This is a genomic window from Dactylosporangium cerinum, from assembly GCF_042653625.1.
Lineage (GTDB): Bacteria > Actinomycetota > Actinomycetes > Mycobacteriales > Micromonosporaceae > Dactylosporangium > Dactylosporangium cerinum.
The window spans coordinates 26,635-46,633 of the sequence record NZ_JBHSIU010000105.1; the positions used below are offsets into that span (position 1 = coordinate 26,635).

Sequence of the window (19,999 nt, forward strand, 5' to 3'; positions counted from 1 at the left end):
CGGCGGGCGACCCGGAGTCGCCCGCCGCACCCGCCTTACGGCTTCTTCAGCGTCGCCTGCAGGGCACCGACGACGCCGGCGAGCTCGGCGAGCAGGCCGCCGACGCTGCTGGTGTCGTTGCCGCCGATGGTGACGGCGCGCAGCTCCGCGGGTTTCGGCAGTTTCGCCACGATCTCCGGCAGGGCGTCGACGAGCTTCGCCTGGATGCTCTCCACCGACTGGGCGTTGTCGATCTCGGCCCGCAGCCGGATCCGTTCCAGTTCCAGCAGGCCCTGTTCGTGCACCGCCTGGGCGCGGATCGCGTCGATGGCGAGGTCGCCGTTGACGGTGAGGCGGCGCAGTTCGGTTTCGCGTTCGATGCGGAGCCGGCCGATCTCGGCCTCCTCCGCGGCGCGTTGCCGTTCCAGGGCCATCGCGTGCCGGGTCGTCGCGTCCTGCAGGTCCGCGAGGGCCCGGCTGTCCTCCTCCTGCCGCTGCGAGCGGCGCAGCTGCTCCCCGGACTCCTGGTCGAACTGGACCGCGGCGTTGCGGGCGCGCAGCTCGGCGAGCTCCCGGTCGCTCTCGATCTGCTCGGTCTGGCGCAGCCGGGACGCGGCGAGCTCGCGGGTGCCGATCGCCTCGTCGGCGGCGAGTTCGGCGAGCCGGGCGATGCGACCCTGTTCGGAGCGGTACGGCTTCTGCAGGTTCTCCCACAGTCGCGACGAGCTGACCACGGCCTCCTTGATCTGCACGGTGACGATGCGCAGGCCGAGCCCGGCGGAGGCGTCCGACGAGGTGCCTTCGGCCACGGCGCGCAGCCGGGCGGTCAGCTCCTCGATGATCGGCTGTTTGTCGCTGAGGACGTCGCTGACCCCGAGGGTGGCGACCTTGTCCTTGATGGCGGCCTCGGCCTGCTCCTTGAGCTGCAGGTTGACGAGGCGCATCGGGTCCTCGACGTCGCCGAAGTCGAGTTTGCGGTACGCGGTGGAGAAGTCCTCGATGATCCACTGCACGTACGCCTGGACGAGGACGCCCTGCAGTTCCCGGCAGATGCAGAACGCGTTGATCAGGATGGTCTGCATGGCGCCGGGCACGACCAGGTACGAGTCGGTCGCCGGGTTGTACCGGAACGACACACCGAGCCCCACGTGCAGCGGTTCGCTGCGGCCGCGGCGGGTGTGCACGACGAACGCGTTCGGCGGGACGATCACGGTCTTCCACCGGCCGAACCCGGTGACGCGCACCTCGACCGCGTTCGGCGCCGGTTGGGTCGCCTGCTGCCGGCCGCCGCCGCGGGTCGGCCCGCCCGGGGCCGGGGCCTGCGCCGCCGGGGCCGGCGCGCTGCGCTTGGACCGCAGGTCCGCCTCGAGCCGCTCCTGCTGTGCGACAACCTGGTTGAGGTAGCTGTTCCCGCTCGACATCCGCCCGCTCCCTGATCGTGGGATTCCGGGCACCCATATTGGCCAACGCCGTCAAGCACGCGCCACTGAAAAAGCCTCAGGCACTGAAAAGCGTCAGGAGTTGAACAAATCCGCGATCTGCTTCATCCGCGCGTCGACGGTCAGGTCCTCCAGGGACAGCGGCAGCGGGATCCGCCAGTTCGGGTACTGCGACGTGGTCCCCGGCAGGTTCGGCTGGCGGGGCTCGCCGAGGACGTCGTACGGGGAGGCGAGCACGATCCGGCACGGGGTGCGCAGCAGCAGCTGATGCATCGCCAGGACGATCTCCTCGTCGGTGCTGTCCGGCCCGGTGAGCCCTTCGGCGTCGAGCAGGTCCAGCAGCGCGGCGCGTTCCTTCGAAAAGGCGGCCCATTCGACCTTGACGTCGCGGGTGAGGACGCCGGCCTCGGCGCGGGCCAGGACGTGCTCGCCGGACAGGAACCCGCCGGCGGTCGGCAGGTCGTGGGTGGAGATGCTGGCGAGCGCGTTGTGCGGCCAGTCGCCGGGCGGCAGGAACCGGCCGTCGTCGTCGCGGGTGAACCACAGCACCGCGGAGCCGAGGATGTTGCGGTCCTGCAGGGTCGTGGTGACGACGTCCTCGACGGTGCCGAGGTCCTCGCCGACGACGACGGCACCGGCGAGTTTCGCCTCCTCGACGAGGATGCCGAGCATCGCCGCGTCGTCGTAGTACACGTAGGTGCCCTGCGCCGGGGACTGGCCCGGCGGGACCCACCACAGCCGCCACAGCCCGGCGACGTGGTCGACGCGCAGCCCGCCGGCGTGCCGGAAGATCTCCCGCAGGAGGGTCCGCCACGCGGCGTAGCCGGTGTCGGCGAGCCGGTCGGGGCTCCACGTCGCGAGGCCCCAGTCCTGGCCCTGCTGGTTGAACGCGTCGGGTGGGGCGCCGACCTTCGCGCCGGCGGCGATGACGTCCTGCAGCGTCCACGCGTCGGCGCCGCCGGGGTCGATCCCGACGGCGAGGTCGTGGATGATGCCCACCGCCATGCCCTCGGCGGCGGCGTTGGCGACCGCGAGCTGTTCGGCGCACCGCCGCTGCAGCCAGATGTGGAACGCGACGGCGGCGGGGTCGGCGACGGCGTAGGCGGCGGCGCCTGGCCGCTGCAGCTCCACCGGCCAGGTCCGCCAGTCGGGGCCGTGGTCGGCGACGAGCGCGCAGTACACGGCGAAGTCGGTCAGGTCGGAGCGTTGCAAAACAACTGCGCCCGAACCCGGCGCCAGCAGCGTCAACGCCGCATGTTTCGCCCGCCACACCCCGTCGTAGTCGATCAGCCCGTCCGGTGACGACAACGGCCGCAGCGCGTCGACGGCCGCCCGCAGCGGAGGCGGCGCGTCGCGGTACTCCGGCAGGTCGGTGATCCGCAGGTACAGCGGGTTCACGAACCGCCGCGACGACGGCGAATACGGCGAGGCCGGCAGCGGGTCGACTGGCGCGACCGCGTGCAGCGGGTTGACCAGGACCGCGCCGGCGCCGGCGGATCGCGCCCAGCGGGTGAACTCGGCCAGGTCCGCGAAGTCGCCGACGCCCCAGGAGCCGGCGGAGCGCAGCCCGTACAGCTGCAGCATCCAACCCCAGGTGCGCGGCACCTCGGGCAGCGGGCCGGCCGGGACGACCGGCGCGGCGGGGTGCGGGACGGCGGGCGGTCCGAGCAGCGACAGGACCGTCTCCACGACGGACGGGTCGATGTCGACGCGCTCGCCGCCGGACGTCTCGTAGTAGGTCGCGACACCGCGGGGGAAACCTGGCACGCGAACCGTCATACCCCGCTGACCTGCTCGCGAAGCACGAGGGTCGGCACGGTGTCGGCGCCGACGAGGCTCAGCGTCTGCCGGACGCCGCGGGTGCAGCGCACCACGGTGTGCCGGGTGGGGCGGGACGCGGCGAACCGCACGATGGTGCCGGCCGCGGCGGCGTCGAGGAACCGCAGGTCACTGGCGTCGAGCAGGACGGTGCTGTCGACCTCGGTGACCAGGCCGAGGATGGACGGCAGGGAGCCGGCGTTGGAGGCGTCGAGTTCGCCGGACAGCCGCAGGTGGGCGCCCCAGCCGCCGACGCTGAAGCGCAGCAGCGGCCCGGGATGGACCGCGCCGATGGCGGTGAGGGCCTCCTTGGCGAATCGGCGGCGGTCATACAGGCAGAGCCCGGCCACCCGGCCGTCACCGAAGAACCGGTTCACGGCCGACTCGTAGACCAGCAGCTGGGGGGTGTCGAACCCGGCCCGCAGCGTCCACGTCATCTTCCCGGCGACGAACAGCCCCTGGTAGTTCTCGGCGTAGGACTGGTCCCGCACGGCGGTCAGCCCGTCCAGCATCTGCTGGACCCGGGTGGGCCCGGACACATCGAACCCGGTGCCGTGCCTGAGCACCATGAGCTGCCCGGGGGCGGCGGCGGGGGCGGCCTCGGTGAGGTGCCGGGCCAGGTCCACGTCGTCGGCGTCCAGGAAGACCACCACGCGCTGACCTGGGCGCAGGCCGGTCGTCACGAAACCCGTCAGCAGGTCGCGGCACTCGTCGTCGGCCGCATAGGTGACGCTGACATGATCACCGAGCCGCCACGACGGGTTCTCGCGCCACTCCGACACCTCCACAGCGTATGGACAAACACGACCTGGCACTAGGACCTGTGTCGAAGTAGGCGCCGGGCTGCGGCGGGCCCAGACGCCGCCTGGAACCACGCCTCGCACCGACTCCTACTTCGACACAGGCCCTAGAGCCCGGGTGCGTCGTCCAATGCCTCGTCCGCCAGCGCGGCAGCACCGATGATCAATGGGTCGGGGGTGCCGACCAGGCCGACGTCCTTGCCGTCGTAGTTGAACCGGTTGAGCACGTGCCGCATCGCCTCGATCCGGCCGCGTTTCTTGTCGTTGGACTTGACCACGGTCCAGGGCGCGTCGGCGGTGTCGGTGTAGAAGAACATCGCCTCCTTCGCCTCGGTGTAATCGTCCCATTTGTCAAGGGAGGCGAGGTCCATCGGGGACAGCTTCCACTGCCGGACCGGGTCGACCTGCCGGATCAGGAACCGGGTCCGCTGCTCGTTGCGCGACACCGAGAACCAGAACTTCACCAGGTTGATCCCGGACCGCACAAGCATCCGCTCCAGCTCCGGTGCCTCCCGCATGAACTCCAGGTACTCGGCGCGGGTGCAGAAGCCCATGACCCGTTCGACGCCGGCCCGGTTGTACCAGGACCGGTCGAACAGCACGAACTCCCCGGCGGCGGGCAGGTACTGGACGTACCGCTGGAAGTACCACTGGGTCAGCTCGCGTTCGCTGGGCTTCTCCAGCGCGACGACCCGGGCGCCGCGCGGGTTGAGGTGCTCCATGAACCGTTTGATGGTGCCGCCCTTGCCGGCGGCGTCGCGGCCCTCGAACAGGATGACGAGCCGCTCACCGCGGGACTTCAGCGTGTTCTGCAGTTTCAGCAGCTCGATCTGCAGGAGGCGCTTGGTCCGGTCGTACTCGTCGCGGGTCATCCGTTCGTCGTACGGGTAGTCCTCCCGCCACGTGTCGATCGGCCGGCCGTCCTTGCGCAGCAGCACGGGATCGTCATCGTCGTCGTCCTCGACAAGGTAGTCGTCGAGCGAGAGGTCAGCCATTCCACTGATGTACCCTCTCGCCCGACGTTTCACCACTACCGGCGTTTGAACAGCGTGTTACTGGTAGCCCCGGATCTCCTTGAACGCGGCGGGCAGGGCACCGGCCGCGCGGGCGTCGAAGGTCCGTCCGCCGGTGAGCGTGGCGACCTCGGTCATCTCGCCGGTGTTGCTCTCGCCGAACAGCACCGTGAACACCGGCACCCTGGGCAGTTGCGGCACCTTCGCCCGGAACGCGGCGAGGTCCGCCCCGGCGGTGCGTTCGCCGTCGGTGAGCAGCACGATCGAGGTGAACCGGTCGCCGCCGGACCCGGCCAGGGCGTACGCGGCCAGCAGCGCGTCGTAGATCGCCGTGTCGCCCTCGGCCTTGAGCTTGTCCACGTGGCCGCGGATCTGCGCCAGCACCGGCTCGAACCCGGCCTCCGGCAGCTCGAACGTCGTCGCCGCGCCGGGCCGGCTGCTGAACGGCAGCAGCACCACCTGTTCCCGGCCGTTGAAGCGGCTGAACTGCCCGGACAGGCTGGCGTCGGCGCCGGTGAGCCCGCTCAGCGCGGTCTTGAGCCCCTGCAGCCGCTCGCCCTTCATCGACCCGGACAGGTCCAGCACGTAGATCGTGCGGGCGGGCCGGCGCAGCGAGTCGCCGAACGCCCCGATCAGTGCGTCGGCGGCGTCGAGCCGGCCGGGGAACGGCAGCTCCGGCAGGTTGCCGCTCTTCGGCCCGAACTCGGCGGTGAGCGTCAGCGACGGATCGGGCACCGCCGGGCGCCGCCACGTCCGGGTCATGATCGTGCGCTGGACCGAGGGCCGGCGCAGATAGTCGGCGACGGCGGCGTAGTTGGTGCGGGCCTGCTCCGACGCGCCCGTCAGCAGCGTCAGCGGGTAGTCGGCGGTGACGACCCCGTCGGCCGGGTAGATCACGGTGAGCGGCTCGGCGAGTTTGCCGGAGGCGTTCAGGGACAGAATCACCGACTCGTAGTTGACCAGTCCGTCCACGGGCCGGCCTTCGGCGGCGGCGCGCAGGTACGCATCCATCAGCCAGCCGGACGAGCCGGCGGTGAGGCTCTGCCCGGCGAAGAACGCCCGCAGCCGCGGCGTGATCGGCCCGATCTGGTCGGCGGTCAGCGCCGCGCCGGTCCCGGCGATCGCGGCGGCGACCCCGACGAGGGCCGCGAACCCGGAGTTGGAGCCGGCCGGGTTCGTCATCCCGTAGGTGAAGCGGCGGTCGCCGGCGGCGACCGCGATCTCGCTCCACGTCGGGCGGGTCTCCAGCCACCCGAGCTGCTGCGCGACGGACCTGCGCAGGCCGAGCACGACGGGCGAGGTTGCGATCTTGGTCGCGGTGCCGGTGCGGTTCGCGGCGTCGGGGTGCAGCTGCAGGTAGCGGTTGCTGGCGAACCAGGTCGCGTCGTACTGCTTCGCGGCGCCGCCGTTGACGACGGACTCGACGCCGTCGAGGGTGCCGGTCGCGGTCAGTTTGACCGTGACGCCGGTGGCGCGGGCCGCCTCGTCCAGGATCGGCTGGAGGTCGGCGAGCTCGCTGCCGGCCAGGACACGCAGGGTCCCGTCGCCCTTGAGGAACGGCGGCTCCCCCTTCGCTGCCTGGGGTTCCTTGGTACAGGCGGTGAGGGCGCACGTGGCGGCGAGGGCCACGATCAGCAGCTTCCTCATGTCAGTCTCTCTTCCAGCGCGATGAGCAGCGCGTGCAGGGTGGGTTCGTCCGGGGACGGGATGGTGTCGGCGGCGCCGAGGGCGACCGGGCCGGGCGCGCCGGCGGTGCGGAACCCGTGCGCGGCGGCGAGCCGCTGCAGCTGCGGGTCCGTGGAGAGCAGCTTCGCCAGGTCGGCGCCGGCGGCGGTGAACGGCACGACGGTGTGCTCGCTGACGATCGTCGGCGACGGGTAGAGCAGCACGTGATCGGCGCCGGTGCCCCGGTCGAGGAACTGGGCCTCGTAGACCAGGACCAGCGGCGCGAAGTCCTTGCCCCGGCTCAGCCAGCTCTCGAACGGCTCGTCGGTGGTGGTGTCCACCGCGCCCTGGTCGGCGAAGACCTTCGTGACCGCGGCCAGGTCACCGCCGGTGACCTGGTTGAGCACGGCGGCGAACAGCGCGGCGGAGTTGGAGTCGGCGGGCCGGGTCGTGGCGACCAGGACCGCCTTGGCGACCGGGAACGTCGCGTTGCCGGGGATCTGATCCCAGCGCAGCCCGCGCTGGTTGGCCGCGACGAACGCCTTCAGGTCCAGGACCCGGTGGCCGCCGGCGCCGCGGCGGGCCAGCCCGGTGCTCTGCAGCAGGTCGGCGATCGGGCTGGTGCCGGCGACGGCGAGGGGTGAGCTGAACACCGCGACCGGCGCCGCGGCGGGGGTCCGGCGGCGGGTGATCTCGACGGCGGCGGGTGCGCTGCCGGGGAACGCGAAGTCGTAGCCGCCGAGGTTCATGTCGGCCATGCGGCGCGAGCCGGCCGGGTCGAGGCGCAGCCTGATGCCGTGCCCGGCCAGGGCCTGCTTGACGGCCGGGTCGGCGAAGAACGCCGTCTTCTCCGATCCGATCACGCCGGTCAGCTCGCGGGTGTCGGCGCGGCGGCCGAGCACATGGCCGACGGCGGCGCCGGCGATGACCAGCAGCGCCACCACCACGATCAGCGATCCGGTCCTTTTCACACCCCGAGTGTGCCCTGCATACGCAATCCCCGGGTGTCTATTCCCTGTTCAGACCGTGTTTACCGTGTCCACTGTGGACATCCGGGCGATCGCCGTCCACGGCCCCGGCCGCCGGACGGACGATGACCGTCCGGCCGGGCCACCTGGCTGAACGGCTCAGGGTGCCGGACGGACGGTCGAGCAGGACCGGCATCTTCCTTGCTCAATGGCATACTTTCCGTCGGTCACCTCCCCGGAACCCCCTCTGACCTCGCGGATGGTCCCAAACGATGGGCAAGCACCAAACCGGCCCCCGCCTCGGCGCACTGCTGCGCGGGCTCGTCCTGCTCCTCGCCGTCGGCCTCGTCGGCAGCGCCGGGTGGTACGTCCTGCGCAACAACGCGGCCAAGGGCGCCGAGGAAGGCTGCCCGACCACCCTGCACGTGGTCACCGCCTCCTCGTTCGCGACCGTGGTCTCCGCCGCCGGCCGCACCCTGCGCGGCGGCGACAACTGCATCCTCGTCGACACCATCAGCACCGACGGCCGCCCCGCCGGCGGGCAGCTCAGCCAGAGCCGCGCCGACCTGTGGATTCCCGACGACGCCGCCTGGGACGTGATCGCCCCGCCGCAGTACCTGGCGAAGAAGGGCACCCTCAACGCATACGCCACCCTGGCGACGAGCCCGATCTACATGGTCACCGACCCCGCGACCGGCGACCGGATCAACGCCGGCGGCGGCAGCTGGCTCGCCCTCGCCGGGCTGCTCAACACCAGGAACTCCGGCGTCAGGATGGTCGTGCGCAACCCCGCGATGTCCGGCGACGGCATGGTTGCCGCCGGCGCCGTCGGCGAGGCCGTCTGGCTCGACAAGGGCATGGACGCGTCCTCGCTCGTCCTCACCAACGTCCTGGGCGTCACCCGCACCGTCAACCACGACCTCGCCGCCATCCCCGACGCCGTCGGCGAGGTCGGGCTGATCCCCGAGTACGCGCTGCTGGCCACGCTGCGGCTGGCGAAGTCCGACCGGCGCTACATCATCGGCAGCGACCACACCGCGCTGCTGCGCTACACCTGGCTGCCGTCCGCGACCGCCGCCGCCGACCCGAAGAAGGCCGCCGCGCTGCGCCGCCTCTACGCCGCGTTCACCAGCCCCGAGGGCAGCCGCGCCATCGCCGACGCCGGCCTGCGCGGCCCCGACAACCTCCGGCCGATCTTCGACGGCGCCAACGTGCTGCCCGAGCCGACCGCGAAACCCTTCGAGGTCCTCCAGCCGCACCACGTCCAGCACGTCTTCGCCACCTGGGACCCCGAGGACCGGCGCAGCAACCTGCTCATCATCGTCGACCTCGCCACCAACAGCGTCAGCAGCCCCACCGCCGGCTCCTCACCACCGCCCGGCAACAAGGCCGGCCCGCTCGAGGTCCTCCGCGACGGCTGCACCGTCCTGGCCGGCCTCATGCCGGTCGGATCCCGCCTCGGCCTGTGGGAGGTCAACCCCGGCACCCCCGGCTACCGCAAGCTCATGCCGACCGACCGGCTCGACGACGCCAGCCGCGCCGCGTTCGGCAAACAGGTCGCCAAGCTCGCCGCCCACAAGTCCGGCCCCGGCCTCTTCGACGCCATCGTCGCCGGCTACCAGTCCGTCCGCGACGACTTCCAGGACGACATGTTCAACCAGGTGCTGATCCTCACCGACGACCAGAACAGGGACAGCGCCAACACCCAGGCCGTCCAGAGCCTCGTGCAGAAGCTCACCGCGCTGCAGGACCCGAACAAGCCCGTCAAGGTCAGCATCGTCGTGCTCGGCAAGAAGGAATCCGCCGACAAGCTCAAGGAAGCCCTCAAACCCATCGACGCCTACGTCGACAACGCGATGCAGACCAGCGACGTGCAGGCCGCCTTCATCCACGTCGTCGCCGGCGGCCTGCACGAATAGCCGCCAGGCCGGCCGCCAGGCCGGCCTGCAGGTCAGGCGGGCGTCGTCGGCGAGTCCAGCCACGCGTTGATCAGCGCGGTGAAGTCGCGGCCGGTCTGCCGGTTCACGAACGCCGTGAACGCCACCCGGTCCTGCGCCGTCCCCGCGTGCTGCGACACCCACGCCCGCGCCAGGGCGAAGAACGCCTGGTCGCCCAGGGCCTTGTGCAGCTCGTGCAGCATCAGCGCCGGGCACACGTACACGTTGCCCTCCGCGAAACTGTCGGCCCGCGGGTTGCCGGGCGGCCCCAGCCGCTGCCGCGCGTCCGCGTCGCTCTTGCGGGCCCGCTGCGCCCAGTCCTCGATGTCGTAACCGTCCCGCTCCGCCGTGTACAGCGCCTCGGCGTAGGTCGCCCAGCCCTCGTTGAGCCACACGTCCTTCCAGCTCGCCGGGCTGACCGCGTCGCCGAACCACTGGTGCGCGTACTCGTGCAGCATGATCCCGTCCAGCGGCGTGACGCTCTTGGAGTTGCCGAGCACGTCACCGCCGATCGTCACCATCTGCTGGGTCTCCATCGCCGAGCGCGACGGCACGATCACCGCGCCGGCGCTCGGGAACGGGTACCGCCCGAACCGCGCCTCCAGCCAGCGCAGCTGCTCCGGCGCCCGGCGCAGCACCGGCAGCAGCCGGTCGTCGGTGCCGGGCCTGGTCCACAGCGTGATCGGCAGGCCGTTCGGGCCGGTCAGCCGCTCCTGCTCATACCGCTCCCCCACCGCCAGGGTGGTCAGGTAGGTCGCCACCGGCTGCGTCGAGGAGTAGCTGAAGGTGCTGCCCTGCACGGGCCCGGGCGTGCCGCCGGCGATCGCCTCCCAGCCCTCCGGCACCGTGACCGAGATGTCGTAGAGCGCCTTGTCCGACGGCTGGTCGTTGGCCGGATACCAGGTCGACGCGCCGAACGGCTCCTGCATCGTCCACAGCCCGCCGTCGGCGGTGACCGTCAGCCCCAGCGGCTCGGCGTCGCCGCGGTGCGACGGCATCGGCACGGGCGCCGGCGTCCCCGCGTACCCCACGACCAGGGTGATCGTGGTGCCGGCGGTCAACGCCCGGTCCACGGTCAGCTTGCCGTCGGCCACCCGGCCGGCTGCCTCGGCGCCGTCGATCGTCGCGGTGGTCACGGTGTACGGGCCGGTCAGGTCCAGCCGCAACGACGGCTCGGCCCGCAGCACCCGCAGCTTCACCGTCGCCTTCCCGGTGAGGGTCTTCGTCTGCGGCGCCCAGGTCAGCGCCAGCCCGTAGTGCAGCACGTCGATCGCCGGGTTGCCATACGCCGGATACAACGGGTCGGCCACCGGGGTCGACGTGCCGTCGAGGTTGCCGGGGTCCAGCTGCTGCGGCGGCGGCTGCGGGACCAGGGTCCGCCCCTCCGTCGACGTGCAGCCGGCCAGGACGGCGGTCGCGGTCAGGGCGGCGAGGAGTCTCGATGGGCGACGCACCCGGCCAAGCATATGACTCAGCTGCACCCGAGCGCGTCACGCAGCGCGACGAGGTTGTGCACCATGACGGAGATGTAGTCGTTGCCCTCCTCGACGCCCTCGATCGGGTCCAGCACGGCCGCCTTCGCCCCGATCTCCTTCGCGACCGTCTCCGACAGCTTCGGGCTGACCAGCGCCTCGAAGAAGATCGTCGTCACGCCCTTCTGCCTGGCCAGGGCGGCGATCTCCGACACCCGCTGCGGGCTCGGCTCCGCCTCCGGGTCCAGGCCGCTGATCGGCACCTGGATCAGGTGATACCGGGCGGCCAGATACCCGAACGCGGCGTGGCTGGTCACGATCTCGCGCCGCGCGCAGGTCTGCAGCCCGGCCGCGTAGTCCTCGTCGAGCCGGCGCAGCTCGTCCTGCAACTGCCCGGCCCGGACCTTGATCGCGTCGGCGTTGGCCGGGTCGACGGCGGCGAGGCGGTCCGCGAGCTTGCCGACGATCGTGGCGAACCGGATCGGGTCGAGCCACACGTGCGGGTCGTCGCCGTGCCCTCCGTCCAGGTCCCCACCGGCCTGCAGCGACTCCACCGACGCGACGTCGAACGCCTTGTCCTTCGCCTGCAGCTTCACCGCCTCGTCGACCGCCGGCTGGAACCCCGCCAGGTACACCACCAGGCCCGCGTCGGTGATCTGGGCCAGCTGGGTGGGCTTGAGCTCCAGGTCGTGCGGCTCGGCGCCGGCCTGGGTGAGGTTGGTGACGGCGGTGTTCTCCGCGCCGATCCGCTCGCTGATGTACTGCAGCGGATAGAACCCCGCCACGATCTTCAGCCGGCCGTCCTGCTGCCGCTGCGGGCTCGGCTCGTCGCCACCGCACGCGGCGATGCTGAGCAACAGGGACCCGGCGGTGAGGCCGGCGAGGACGGCGCGACGCAACATGATCCCCATCCTGGCGACTGTTGACAATGATTGTCAAAAACGCATGGTTACCGGGGCCACGGCGCGTACGGCATCCTAGGAGGCTAGTTTTTGTCCAGGGTGTCGATTACGGGCGTCCCGCTGCGATCAGTAGGTGACACCGTTTCTGGAACTGTTCTGGAGGACACAGCCATGCTGCGCGTGCACCACTTCTGCATCTCCGTCGACGGGTACGGCGCCGGACCCGATCAGTCCCCCGAGAACCCCCTCGGCGTCGGCGGCGAACAGCTGCACGAGTGGCTGTTCAAGACCCGCACCGGCCGGCAGATGATGGGCGAGGAGGGCGGCAGCGAGGACGTCGACGACGAGATGATCGCCGCGGGGCGGACCGGCATCGGCGCCACGATCATGGGCCGCAACATGTTCGGGCCGGTGCGCGGGCCCTGGGCCGCCGACGAGTCCTGGGCCGGCTGGTGGGGCGCCGACCCGCCCTTCCACCACCCGGTCTTCGTCCTGACCCGGCACGCCCGGCCCAGCGTGACCATGGAGGGCGGCACCGTCTTCCACTTCGTCACCGGCGGCATCGAGGCCGCCCTCGAGCAGGCCACCGACGCCGCCGGAGGCCTCGACGTGCAGGTCGGCGGCGGGGTCTCCACGATCCAGCAGTACCTGCGCGCCGGGCTCGTCGACCACCTGCACGTGGCGATCATCCCGATCGTGCTCGGCCGCGGCGAGCGCCTCTTCGCCGACGGCCTCACCGACGGGCTCACCTGCACCCGGATGGTCGCCTCCGACTCGGCGACCCACCTGATCCTCAGCCGGGCGTAACAGCCCAGCCGGGCGTCACGGCTCAGCCGGGCGTGAACGGCTCAGCCGGGCGTGAACGGCTCAGCCGGGCGTGAACGGCTCAGCCGGGCGTGAACGGCTCAGCCGAGCGTGATGGCGAACTGGCGGGCGGTGATGCCGTACCAGCGGTCGGTCAGCCCCTCGTCGGTCATGCCGAGCCGGACCGCGACCGCCTGCGACGCGAGGTTGTCCTGGTCGGTGAGCGCCAGGACCCGCCCGCCGGTCCGGGACAGCAACTCCCGGGCCGCGCGGGTGGCCAGGCCCTTGCCCTGATGGCCGGGGTGCAGGTGCCAGCCGATCTCGACCTCGTCCGACGCGTCCAGCGGAAGCAGGAGCACCGTTCCCACCGGTACACCATCCTCCTCGATCGCCCAATACCCTCTCGGCCCGTCCTCCCGCCCCTGCAGCCGCGCCAGCCGGGCGAGCGCCTCCTCGCGGTCCGCAACCACCCGCCGGGGGTGTGCGCCCAGGTGCCGCATCACCTCCCACCGGGAGTAGATGTCGTAGAACGCCTCGACGTCGCCGTCCGCCCACCGCCGCAACCGCATACTGATCATGGTGCACACCGATCGTCACCGGCGGGTAACACGAGGGACGTCGCGGACCGACAACATTCGATATGATCCGCATCGTTTTGCCGATTCCACGGAGGGTCGACGCCCATGACTGTCACCGAAACAGCCCCGGCAGCGGCCCGGCCGATCCCCCTCGCGAAGGGGCGACCGGTCGTCGGCAACGTCCTGGAGATGGCCAAGGACCCGGGGCGGTTCTTCGCCCGGGCGTACCGCGACAACGGCCCCGTCTTCAGGATCAAGCTGTTCAACAAGACCTACCCGGTCATCGCCGGCGCCGACGCGGCCAACTTCATGGGCTCCAAGGAGGGCCGGGAATGCCTGCGGTCGAAGGAGTTCTGGCAGGGCTTCCTCGACGAGTACGGCGGCACCCGCACGATCCTCGGCGAGGACGGCGACAGCCACAAGGAGCTGCGCGAGATCATGCGCCGCGGCTACTCCCGCGACGCCATCAAGGGCCGCGGCAACGAGCTCGTCGAGATCACCGACCGGGTCATCGAACGTGACTGGCGGGCCGGCGGGTCGGTCCCCGTCGTGCACGCCCTGCAGTACCTGGTCACCGACCAGCTCGGCATCATCCTGACCGGCAACGCGCCGCTGGAGTACGTGCCGGACATCCGCACGATGACGCTGTACGTGCTCAACGTGCTCGTCACCAGGCAGCGGCCGAAGATCCTGCTGAAGAACCCCCGCTACAAGAAGGCCCGCGCCCGGGTGTTCGAGCTCGGCGACAAGATGGTCGCCGACCTGCGGGCCACCGCCGGCAGCAAGCCCGCGCAGGAGCGCAACCTGGTCGAGGACCTCATGGACGTGCACCTCAACCGCGAGGGCGTCCTGCCGGCCAACGACCTGGTGCTCGCGCTCACCGGCCCGTATGTCGCCGGACTGGACACGGTGGCGAACACGACCGCGGCGTTCATCTACTCGGTCCTCAAGCACCCCGAGGTGCTCGCCCGGGTCCAGGCCGAGGCCGACGCCCTGTTCGCGGACGGCCCGATCACCGACGACGACCTGAGCAGGATCCCGTCGATCCGGTACGCGCTGATGGAGACGATGCGGCTCTACCCGATCGCGGTCGCGCTGACCCGGACCGCGACGCGGGACTTCGAGTTCGCCGGGCACACCATCAAGGAGGGCGAGATGGTGTACATCGGCACCACCGTCCCGCACTTCATGGAGGAGTACTTCCCGGATCCGGACACGTTCGACATCGACCGCTACGCCAAGCCCCGCGCGGAGCACCTGCAGCCGGGCGCGTACTCGCCGTACGGGCGCGGGCCGCACACCTGCCTCGGCAAGAGCTTCGCCGACGTGCAGATGGCCCTGTCGATGGCGCGCCTGTTCCACCGCCTCGACCTGGAGCTCGACCCGCCCGGCTACACGCTCGTCACCAAGACCGCGCCGACGCCCGGCCCGTCGATGAGCTTCAAGGTCAAGGTGAAGGGGTACCGCCACTGAGCGCCCGGTGTCAGACCCGTACCCCGACGTCGAACAGCGCGCCCTCCAGGATCCGTTCGGTGAGTTCCGGGATGCCGAACCCGGTGCGGCAGTTGGTGAACACGACCGGCTTGCCGCCGCGCTGCACGGCCGCGTCGGCGGCCATGACGCCGAGGTCGGCATCGACGTAGGGCGCCAGGTCGGTCTTGTTGACCACGAGGATGTCGGAGCGGCTGATGCCGGGCCCGTTCTTGCGCGGGATCCGGTCGCCGGCGGCCACGTCGATGACGTGGACGACGAAGTCGGCCGCGCCGTTCTCGATGAGCACGACGTCGGTGTCCGGGAACCGGGACTCCAGGTCCTCGACCGCGTCCCTGCGGACGGCGGCCGGCACGCCGACGATCCGGTCCTCCGGCAGGATGCCCTTGAGCGCCAGCCGGATGTGGTCGGCGTCCTCGGTGCTGGCGACGTCCCCCGTCACGACGAGCACCTTGAGGCGGCGCTGGACGAGGCGCGGCACGAGCTCCTCGATGAGGGCGGTCTTGCCGCTGCCCACGGGTCCGGCGATGCCGATGCGGCAGATGGGTTTCATCTGGTACCCCACAGCCGGTCGGCGTCCTGCGGTGCCAGGTACGGCATGACGTCGGCGCCCGGCACGAACCGGTGGCTGACCCCGGTGAACGCGTGCCTGCGCATCACCGAGTCCATCACCGTGCGGTCCAGGGTCACCGGCACGAACACCTGCCCGCCCTTCACCACGGCCGGCCAGTGCTGGCTGCCGATGGCGTGGCCGAGCTCCACCGCGACCCGCAGCGCGCCGTCGGCGTCGCGGCGCGGCAGGTCGACGAGCATCACCTCGCCGATCTCGAGCCGGGCCACGATCACCGACTCGCCGCCCTCGTCGGCCCACAGCACGTCGCCGTCGCGCAGCCGGCTGTCGCGGTCCAGGGACAGCGCGACGTCGACGCCGCCGTCGGTCAGCTTGCGGAGCCGGCGCTTCTGCGCCTCCCACTGGTCCAGGCGCAGGACGTCGGTGTTGGCCGGGCGCCACGCGCCGTCGGCGAGGTTGCCACGGATCTGCTCGACGAGCACGTCGCTCCCAGCTCCTTCATCGTATGGGCCCGTCCACCGTGACCAGGCGGCTGCCGTCGGTGAAGACCGCCTCGACCTGGATGAACGGCACCATGTCCGGCACCCCGTCCATGACGTCGTCGCGGGACAGCACGGTGCGGGCCCGGGCCGTGACCTCCTCGACGCTCGCCCCTTCCCGCGCCCCCTCCAGCGCCTCGGCCGCGATGACCGCGACCGCCTCCGGGTGGTTGAGCTTCAGCCCGCGTTCCTTGCGGGCGTTGGCGATCTGCGCCAGGGTGAGGATCGTGAGCTTGTCCAGCTCACGAGGTGTGAGATGCACTGCCGCCTCCTTTCCCTGTTCCTTCCTCCCCGACTCTGCCGCCGGTGCGGGCCGCCGCGCTCACTCGGGCCGGGCTAACTTCTTCGCATGGCAACGCTCTCGTACGGCAGCGCGACCGGTCGCTGGGTCCTCACCGCGACCATCCTCGGCTCCGGCATCGCGGCGATCGACGCGACCGTCGTCGGCATCGCGCTGCCGGCGATCGGCCGCTCGTTCGACACCGACCTCGAGACGTTGCAGTGGGTGGTCACCTCCTACACCCTCGCCCTGGCGGGGTTGCTGCTCATCGCGGGTGCCCTCGGCGACCGGTACGGGCGGCGCAGGGTCTTCCTCATCGGTGTCATCTGGTTCGCCGTCGCGTCGGTCCTGTGCGGCGCCGCGCCCGACGCGCCGACCCTCATCGCCGCCCGCGGCCTGCAAGGCGTCGGCGCGGCGCTGCTCACTCCCGGCAGCCTCGCGATCCTGCAGGCCTCCTTCCGCCCCGAGGACCGCAGCCGCGCCATCGGCGCCTGGTCCGGCCTGGGTGGCGTCGCCACCGCGATCGGCCCGTTCCTCGGCGGCTGGCTCGTCGGCGCCGCGTCCTGGCGGCTGATCTTCGCGATCAACGTCCCGATCGCCGCCGCCGTCGTCCTGATCGCCTGGCGCCACGTCCCGGAGTCCCGCGACACCACCGCCACCGGAGGCGTCGACGTCCCCGGCGGCACCCTCGTCACCCTCGGCCTGGTCGGCCTCACCTACGGCCTCATCGAGTCCAATCCCCTCAGCCTCGTCGCCGGCGGGCTGCTGCTGGCCGGGTTCGTCTGGTGGGAGCGCCGCACCGCCCATCCGATGCTGCCGCTGGACCTGTTCTCCTCACCCCAGTTCAGCGCCACCAATGTCGTCACCTTCGTCATCTACGGCGCCATCGGCGGCGCCCTGTTCCTCCTGCCGATCCAGCTCCAGCAGGTCGCCGGCTACAGCCCGCTGGAGGCCGGCGTCTCGCTGCTGCCGATCACCGTCATCATGCTGCTGCTGTCGGCCCGCTCCGGCGCCCTCGCCGCCCGCATCGGCCCGCGCCTGCAGATGAGCGCCGGACCCGTCCTCGTCGGTGTGGGCATGGCGCTGTTCGCCCGGATCACCGGGTCGGGGTCGTACCTGACCGAGGTCCTGCCCGCCGTCGTGGTCCTCGGCCTGGGCCTGGCCACGACCGTCGCCCCGCTCACCTCCACCGCGCTGTCCTCCGCCCCCGCCAGCCACGCGGGCATGGCCTCGGCCGTGAACAACGACGTCGCCCGGGCCGCGGGGCTCATCGCCGTCTCCGTGCTGCCCGCCGCCGCCGGCATAACCGGGTCCGCGTACCTCCACCCGGACGAGCTCTCCGCCGGTTTCCACACGGCGGTGCTCATCTGCGCCGCGCTGTGCCTGCTCGCCGGGGCCGTGGCCGCCGTCACGATCCGCAACCCGAAGGCGCCGGTGCCGGCGGAGACGCCGTGGCACTGCGCCGTGGACGCTCCCCCGGCGGCGCCGCTCAGACAGGCTTGATCAGGAGGCCGCGCAGGACGCCGCGGATGGTGCGTTCGAACAGGTCGGGCCCGGCGTCGGCGTTGTCCTGAGGGGTCGTGAACGCCGCGGCCAGGTGCGGATGCCGGCCCGGGTCGACCAGGGCGAACAGCTGACCGGCCTGCTTGCGCGCCATGGCCTGCGGGTCGTCGGGCGGCGGGTTCATGGGTGCCGGCACGGAGAACAGGGCCACCACCCCGGTCAGCACGGCGACCGCCTCCATCTTCGCGCCCGGCGCGTTCGGCAGCGGCGCCATGATGGCCAGGCAGCGCTCGAAGTAGTCGACGGTCCGCGGGCCGAACGCGCCCGGGCGGCGGGTGGCTTCGCTGAGCCAAGGGTGGCGGCGGTACAGCGCCAGCTGGTCACGGGCGAGCCCGACGAGGCTGTCGAGCCAGTCGCCGGGCAGCGGACGGTCGACGGGGAGCTCGCCGAGGGCCGCGTCCACCATGAGGTCGAGCAGGTCGTCGCGGGAGGAGAGGTACCGGTAGAGCGAGCCGGCGCCCGTGTCCAGGGCCGCTGCCACGGCGCGCATCGAGACGGCCGGGAGGCCGCCCGCATCGGCCAGGGCGGTCGCGGCGGCCACGATCTCGGCGCGGCTGTGCTGCGGGACCGGACCCCGGGACCGGCGGTCGGGCCGGGTCCAGATCGATTCCCGGGCTGTTCCGGACATGCCGGCAAGCATAATTCGCCGCCGCGTCGCCTTCTGGCGGCGGCTTGATCCCCGGGGTGGGTGGCGGCGGCGGTCGGAAATTCCGTCGGACCCACCCGGTAACATCCGTGGTGTCCCGAAAACCCTAGCCAAAGGTGCGCGGCAACCATGCTCGACATCGAGTTGATTCGCAAGGACCGGGCCTCTGTCGAGGCCGCCCTGTCCAAGAGGCTCGAGCCGTCCGAGGTGTCCCGCGCGCTCAGTGCGATCGCCGAGCTGGACAAGCAGCGCCGCGAGCTCATCGGCGACATCGACGCCGAGCGGGCCCGCCGCAAGGAGGAGGCCCGCGCCTTCGGCGCCGCCAAGGCGGCCGGTCAGGCCGTCGAGCCGACCACCCGCGACGCCAAGGCCGCGCTGCAGGAGCTCGAGGACCGCCTCGCCGCCGTGCAGGAGCAGCTCACCACGGTGATGAGCGAGCTGCCCAACCTGCCCGCCGAGGACGTCGTGGCCGGCGGCAAGGAGGCCAACGTCGTCGTCAAGGTCTTCGGCGAGGCACCGAAGATCGACAACGTCCGCGACCACGTGACCCTCGCCAACGAGCTCGGCCTCGTCGACTTCGAGCGCGGCGTCAAGCTCGGCGGCTCCGGCTTCTGGATCTACACCGGCTGGGGTGCCCGCCTCGAATGGGCCCTGGTCAACTGGTTCATCGACCGGCACTTCGCCGCCGGCTACCAGTTCATGCTGCCGCCGCACCTGCTGCTCGACTCGGCCGGCTATGCCGCGGGCCAGTTCCCGAAGTTCTACGACGACGTGTTCCACATCGCCACCGACGGCGACGAGCGCGGCCGCTTCCTGCTGCCGACCTCGGAGACCGCGATCCTCGGCGCCTACCAGAACGAGATCTTCGAGACGGCGGACCTGCCCCACAAGGCATATGCCTACACCCCCTGCTACCGCAGCGAGAAGGCCGGCTCGCACTCCGACGAGCGCGGCACCGTGCGCGGCCACCAGTTCAACAAGGTCGAGATCTTCCAGTTCACCTCCCCCGAGGACGGCGAGAAGACCCTGGAGGAGATGGTCGACTACGCCGAGGACCTGGTGAGCTCGCTCGGCCTGCACTTCCGGCGGTCGCTGCTGGCGGCGGGCGACTCCAGCGCCTCGATGCGCAAGACCATCGACATCGAGGTGTGGATGCCGAGCACCGGCAAGTACAAGGAAGTGTCCTCGGTCTCCTGGGCCGGCGACTACCAGGCCCGCCGCGCCGGCATCCGCTACCGCGTCCCGGGCTCGAAGAACAACCGGTTCGTGCACACGCTCAACGGCTCCGCCCTGGCCACCAGCCGCATCTTCCCGGCGATCCTCGAGCAGTTCCAACAGGACGACGGCTCGGTGCTGGTGCCCGAGGTGCTGCGCGACAAGGTCGGCACCGACCGGATCGTGAAGCCCACCAAGCGCCGGTAGCCCAGCCCGACCGACGACCCTGGCCGCGAGGCCGCCCGCCCGGACAACCGACGCGGGCCGGCCTCGCCGCCCACCCTGCGCTCCTGCGCTTCCAGCACCCCTCCGCGCTCGA

The 19,999-nt window shown here is 71.5% G+C and carries 18 protein-coding genes; 5 read left to right on the forward strand and 13 right to left on the reverse strand.

The window, feature by feature from the left end; all coding sequences use genetic code 11:
* Positions 1 to 35: 35 nt before the first annotated feature.
* The 6 genes from ACFPIJ_RS52650 to ACFPIJ_RS52675 form a co-directional block, all read right to left on the reverse strand.
* Positions 36 to 1,400: an SPFH domain-containing protein gene (locus ACFPIJ_RS52650; protein ID WP_380127080.1), complete on the reverse strand. Its 1,365-nt coding sequence runs from the start codon at positions 1,398 to 1,400 to the stop codon at positions 36 to 38.
* A 93-nt stretch (positions 1,401 to 1,493) separates the two neighbouring features.
* On the reverse strand, positions 1,494 to 3,185 hold the full coding sequence (locus tag ACFPIJ_RS52655; RefSeq protein WP_380127081.1) for a 4-alpha-glucanotransferase: 1,692 nt from the start codon (positions 3,183 to 3,185) through the stop codon (positions 1,494 to 1,496).
* 8 nt (positions 3,186 to 3,193) lie between these two features.
* Positions 3,194 to 4,018, reverse strand: coding sequence for an MEDS domain-containing protein (locus ACFPIJ_RS52660; protein WP_380127082.1), 825 nt, complete (start codon positions 4,016 to 4,018; stop codon positions 3,194 to 3,196).
* 125 nt (positions 4,019 to 4,143) lie between these two features.
* Complete coding sequence (gene ppk2 / locus ACFPIJ_RS52665) at positions 4,144 to 5,031, reverse strand: polyphosphate kinase 2 (protein WP_380127083.1); 888 nt, start codon at positions 5,029 to 5,031, stop codon at positions 4,144 to 4,146.
* Positions 5,032 to 5,088: 57 nt separating this feature from the next.
* A complete protein-coding gene (locus ACFPIJ_RS52670; RefSeq protein ID WP_380127084.1) occupies positions 5,089 to 6,696 on the reverse strand; it encodes a vWA domain-containing protein in 1,608 nt (535 codons plus the stop codon).
* Positions 6,693 to 7,685 (reverse strand): hypothetical protein, encoded by a 993-nt coding sequence (locus ACFPIJ_RS52675; RefSeq protein ID WP_380127085.1) that lies wholly within the window; start codon positions 7,683 to 7,685, stop codon positions 6,693 to 6,695. The genes ACFPIJ_RS52670 and ACFPIJ_RS52675 overlap by 4 nt, the downstream gene beginning before the upstream one ends.
* A gap of 269 nt (positions 7,686 to 7,954) precedes the next feature.
* On the opposite strand from ACFPIJ_RS52675, the gene ACFPIJ_RS52680 reads away from it, so the two are divergent.
* Positions 7,955 to 9,601, forward strand: a complete 1,647-nt coding sequence (locus ACFPIJ_RS52680; RefSeq protein WP_380127086.1) for a substrate-binding domain-containing protein — start codon at positions 7,955 to 7,957, stop codon at positions 9,599 to 9,601.
* 32 nt (positions 9,602 to 9,633) lie between these two features.
* On the opposite strand, the gene ACFPIJ_RS52685 is transcribed toward ACFPIJ_RS52680, so the two are convergent.
* Together ACFPIJ_RS52685 and ACFPIJ_RS52690 are read right to left on the reverse strand one after the other, a co-directional pair.
* On the reverse strand, positions 9,634 to 11,073 hold the full coding sequence (locus ACFPIJ_RS52685) for a M1 family metallopeptidase (protein WP_380127087.1): 1,440 nt from the start codon (positions 11,071 to 11,073) through the stop codon (positions 9,634 to 9,636).
* A gap of 17 nt (positions 11,074 to 11,090) precedes the next feature.
* Positions 11,091 to 11,993, reverse strand: a complete 903-nt coding sequence (locus ACFPIJ_RS52690) for a metal ABC transporter substrate-binding protein (protein ID WP_380127088.1) — start codon at positions 11,991 to 11,993, stop codon at positions 11,091 to 11,093.
* A gap of 171 nt (positions 11,994 to 12,164) precedes the next feature.
* Here ACFPIJ_RS52690 and ACFPIJ_RS52695 point away from each other — a divergent pair, with 171 nt between their 5' ends.
* Positions 12,165 to 12,800, forward strand: a complete 636-nt coding sequence (locus tag ACFPIJ_RS52695) for a dihydrofolate reductase family protein (RefSeq protein WP_380127089.1) — start codon at positions 12,165 to 12,167, stop codon at positions 12,798 to 12,800.
* Between the two features lie 98 nt (positions 12,801 to 12,898).
* Here ACFPIJ_RS52695 and ACFPIJ_RS52700 read toward each other — a convergent pair whose 3' ends face one another.
* Positions 12,899 to 13,366, reverse strand: a complete 468-nt coding sequence (locus ACFPIJ_RS52700; protein WP_380127090.1) for a GNAT family N-acetyltransferase — start codon at positions 13,364 to 13,366, stop codon at positions 12,899 to 12,901.
* Positions 13,367 to 13,480: 114 nt separating this feature from the next.
* Here ACFPIJ_RS52700 and ACFPIJ_RS52705 point away from each other — a divergent pair, with 114 nt between their 5' ends.
* A complete protein-coding gene (locus ACFPIJ_RS52705) occupies positions 13,481 to 14,848 on the forward strand; it encodes a cytochrome P450 (RefSeq protein WP_380127091.1) in 1,368 nt (455 codons plus the stop codon).
* A gap of 10 nt (positions 14,849 to 14,858) precedes the next feature.
* Here the strand turns inward: ACFPIJ_RS52705 and ACFPIJ_RS52710 are convergent, their stop codons facing one another.
* The 3 genes from ACFPIJ_RS52710 to ACFPIJ_RS52720 are packed head-to-tail and all read right to left on the reverse strand — an operon-like array spanning position 14,859 to position 16,238.
* A complete protein-coding gene (locus ACFPIJ_RS52710; protein WP_380127092.1) occupies positions 14,859 to 15,419 on the reverse strand; it encodes a GTP-binding protein in 561 nt (186 codons plus the stop codon).
* A complete protein-coding gene (locus tag ACFPIJ_RS52715; protein WP_380127093.1) occupies positions 15,416 to 15,919 on the reverse strand; it encodes an urease accessory protein UreE in 504 nt (167 codons plus the stop codon). Before ACFPIJ_RS52715 ends, ACFPIJ_RS52710 begins: the two co-directional genes overlap by 4 nt.
* A 16-nt stretch (positions 15,920 to 15,935) precedes the next feature.
* Positions 15,936 to 16,238 (reverse strand): urease subunit gamma, encoded by a 303-nt coding sequence (locus ACFPIJ_RS52720; protein WP_380127094.1) that lies wholly within the window; start codon positions 16,236 to 16,238, stop codon positions 15,936 to 15,938.
* An 87-nt stretch (positions 16,239 to 16,325) separates the two neighbouring features.
* Here ACFPIJ_RS52720 and ACFPIJ_RS52725 point away from each other — a divergent pair, with 87 nt between their 5' ends.
* Positions 16,326 to 17,759 (forward strand): MFS transporter, encoded by a 1,434-nt coding sequence (locus ACFPIJ_RS52725; RefSeq protein ID WP_380127095.1) that lies wholly within the window; start codon positions 16,326 to 16,328, stop codon positions 17,757 to 17,759.
* On the opposite strand, the gene ACFPIJ_RS52730 is transcribed toward ACFPIJ_RS52725, so the two are convergent.
* Positions 17,746 to 18,447, reverse strand: coding sequence for a TetR/AcrR family transcriptional regulator (locus ACFPIJ_RS52730; RefSeq protein WP_380127096.1), 702 nt, complete (start codon positions 18,445 to 18,447; stop codon positions 17,746 to 17,748). The two genes, ACFPIJ_RS52725 and ACFPIJ_RS52730, sit on opposite strands and share 14 nt — an antisense overlap.
* A 147-nt stretch (positions 18,448 to 18,594) precedes the next feature.
* Here ACFPIJ_RS52730 and serS point away from each other — a divergent pair, with 147 nt between their 5' ends.
* A complete protein-coding gene (serS, locus tag ACFPIJ_RS52735; RefSeq protein WP_380127097.1) occupies positions 18,595 to 19,887 on the forward strand; it encodes a serine--tRNA ligase in 1,293 nt (430 codons plus the stop codon).
* Positions 19,888 to 19,999: the final 112 nt, after the last annotated feature.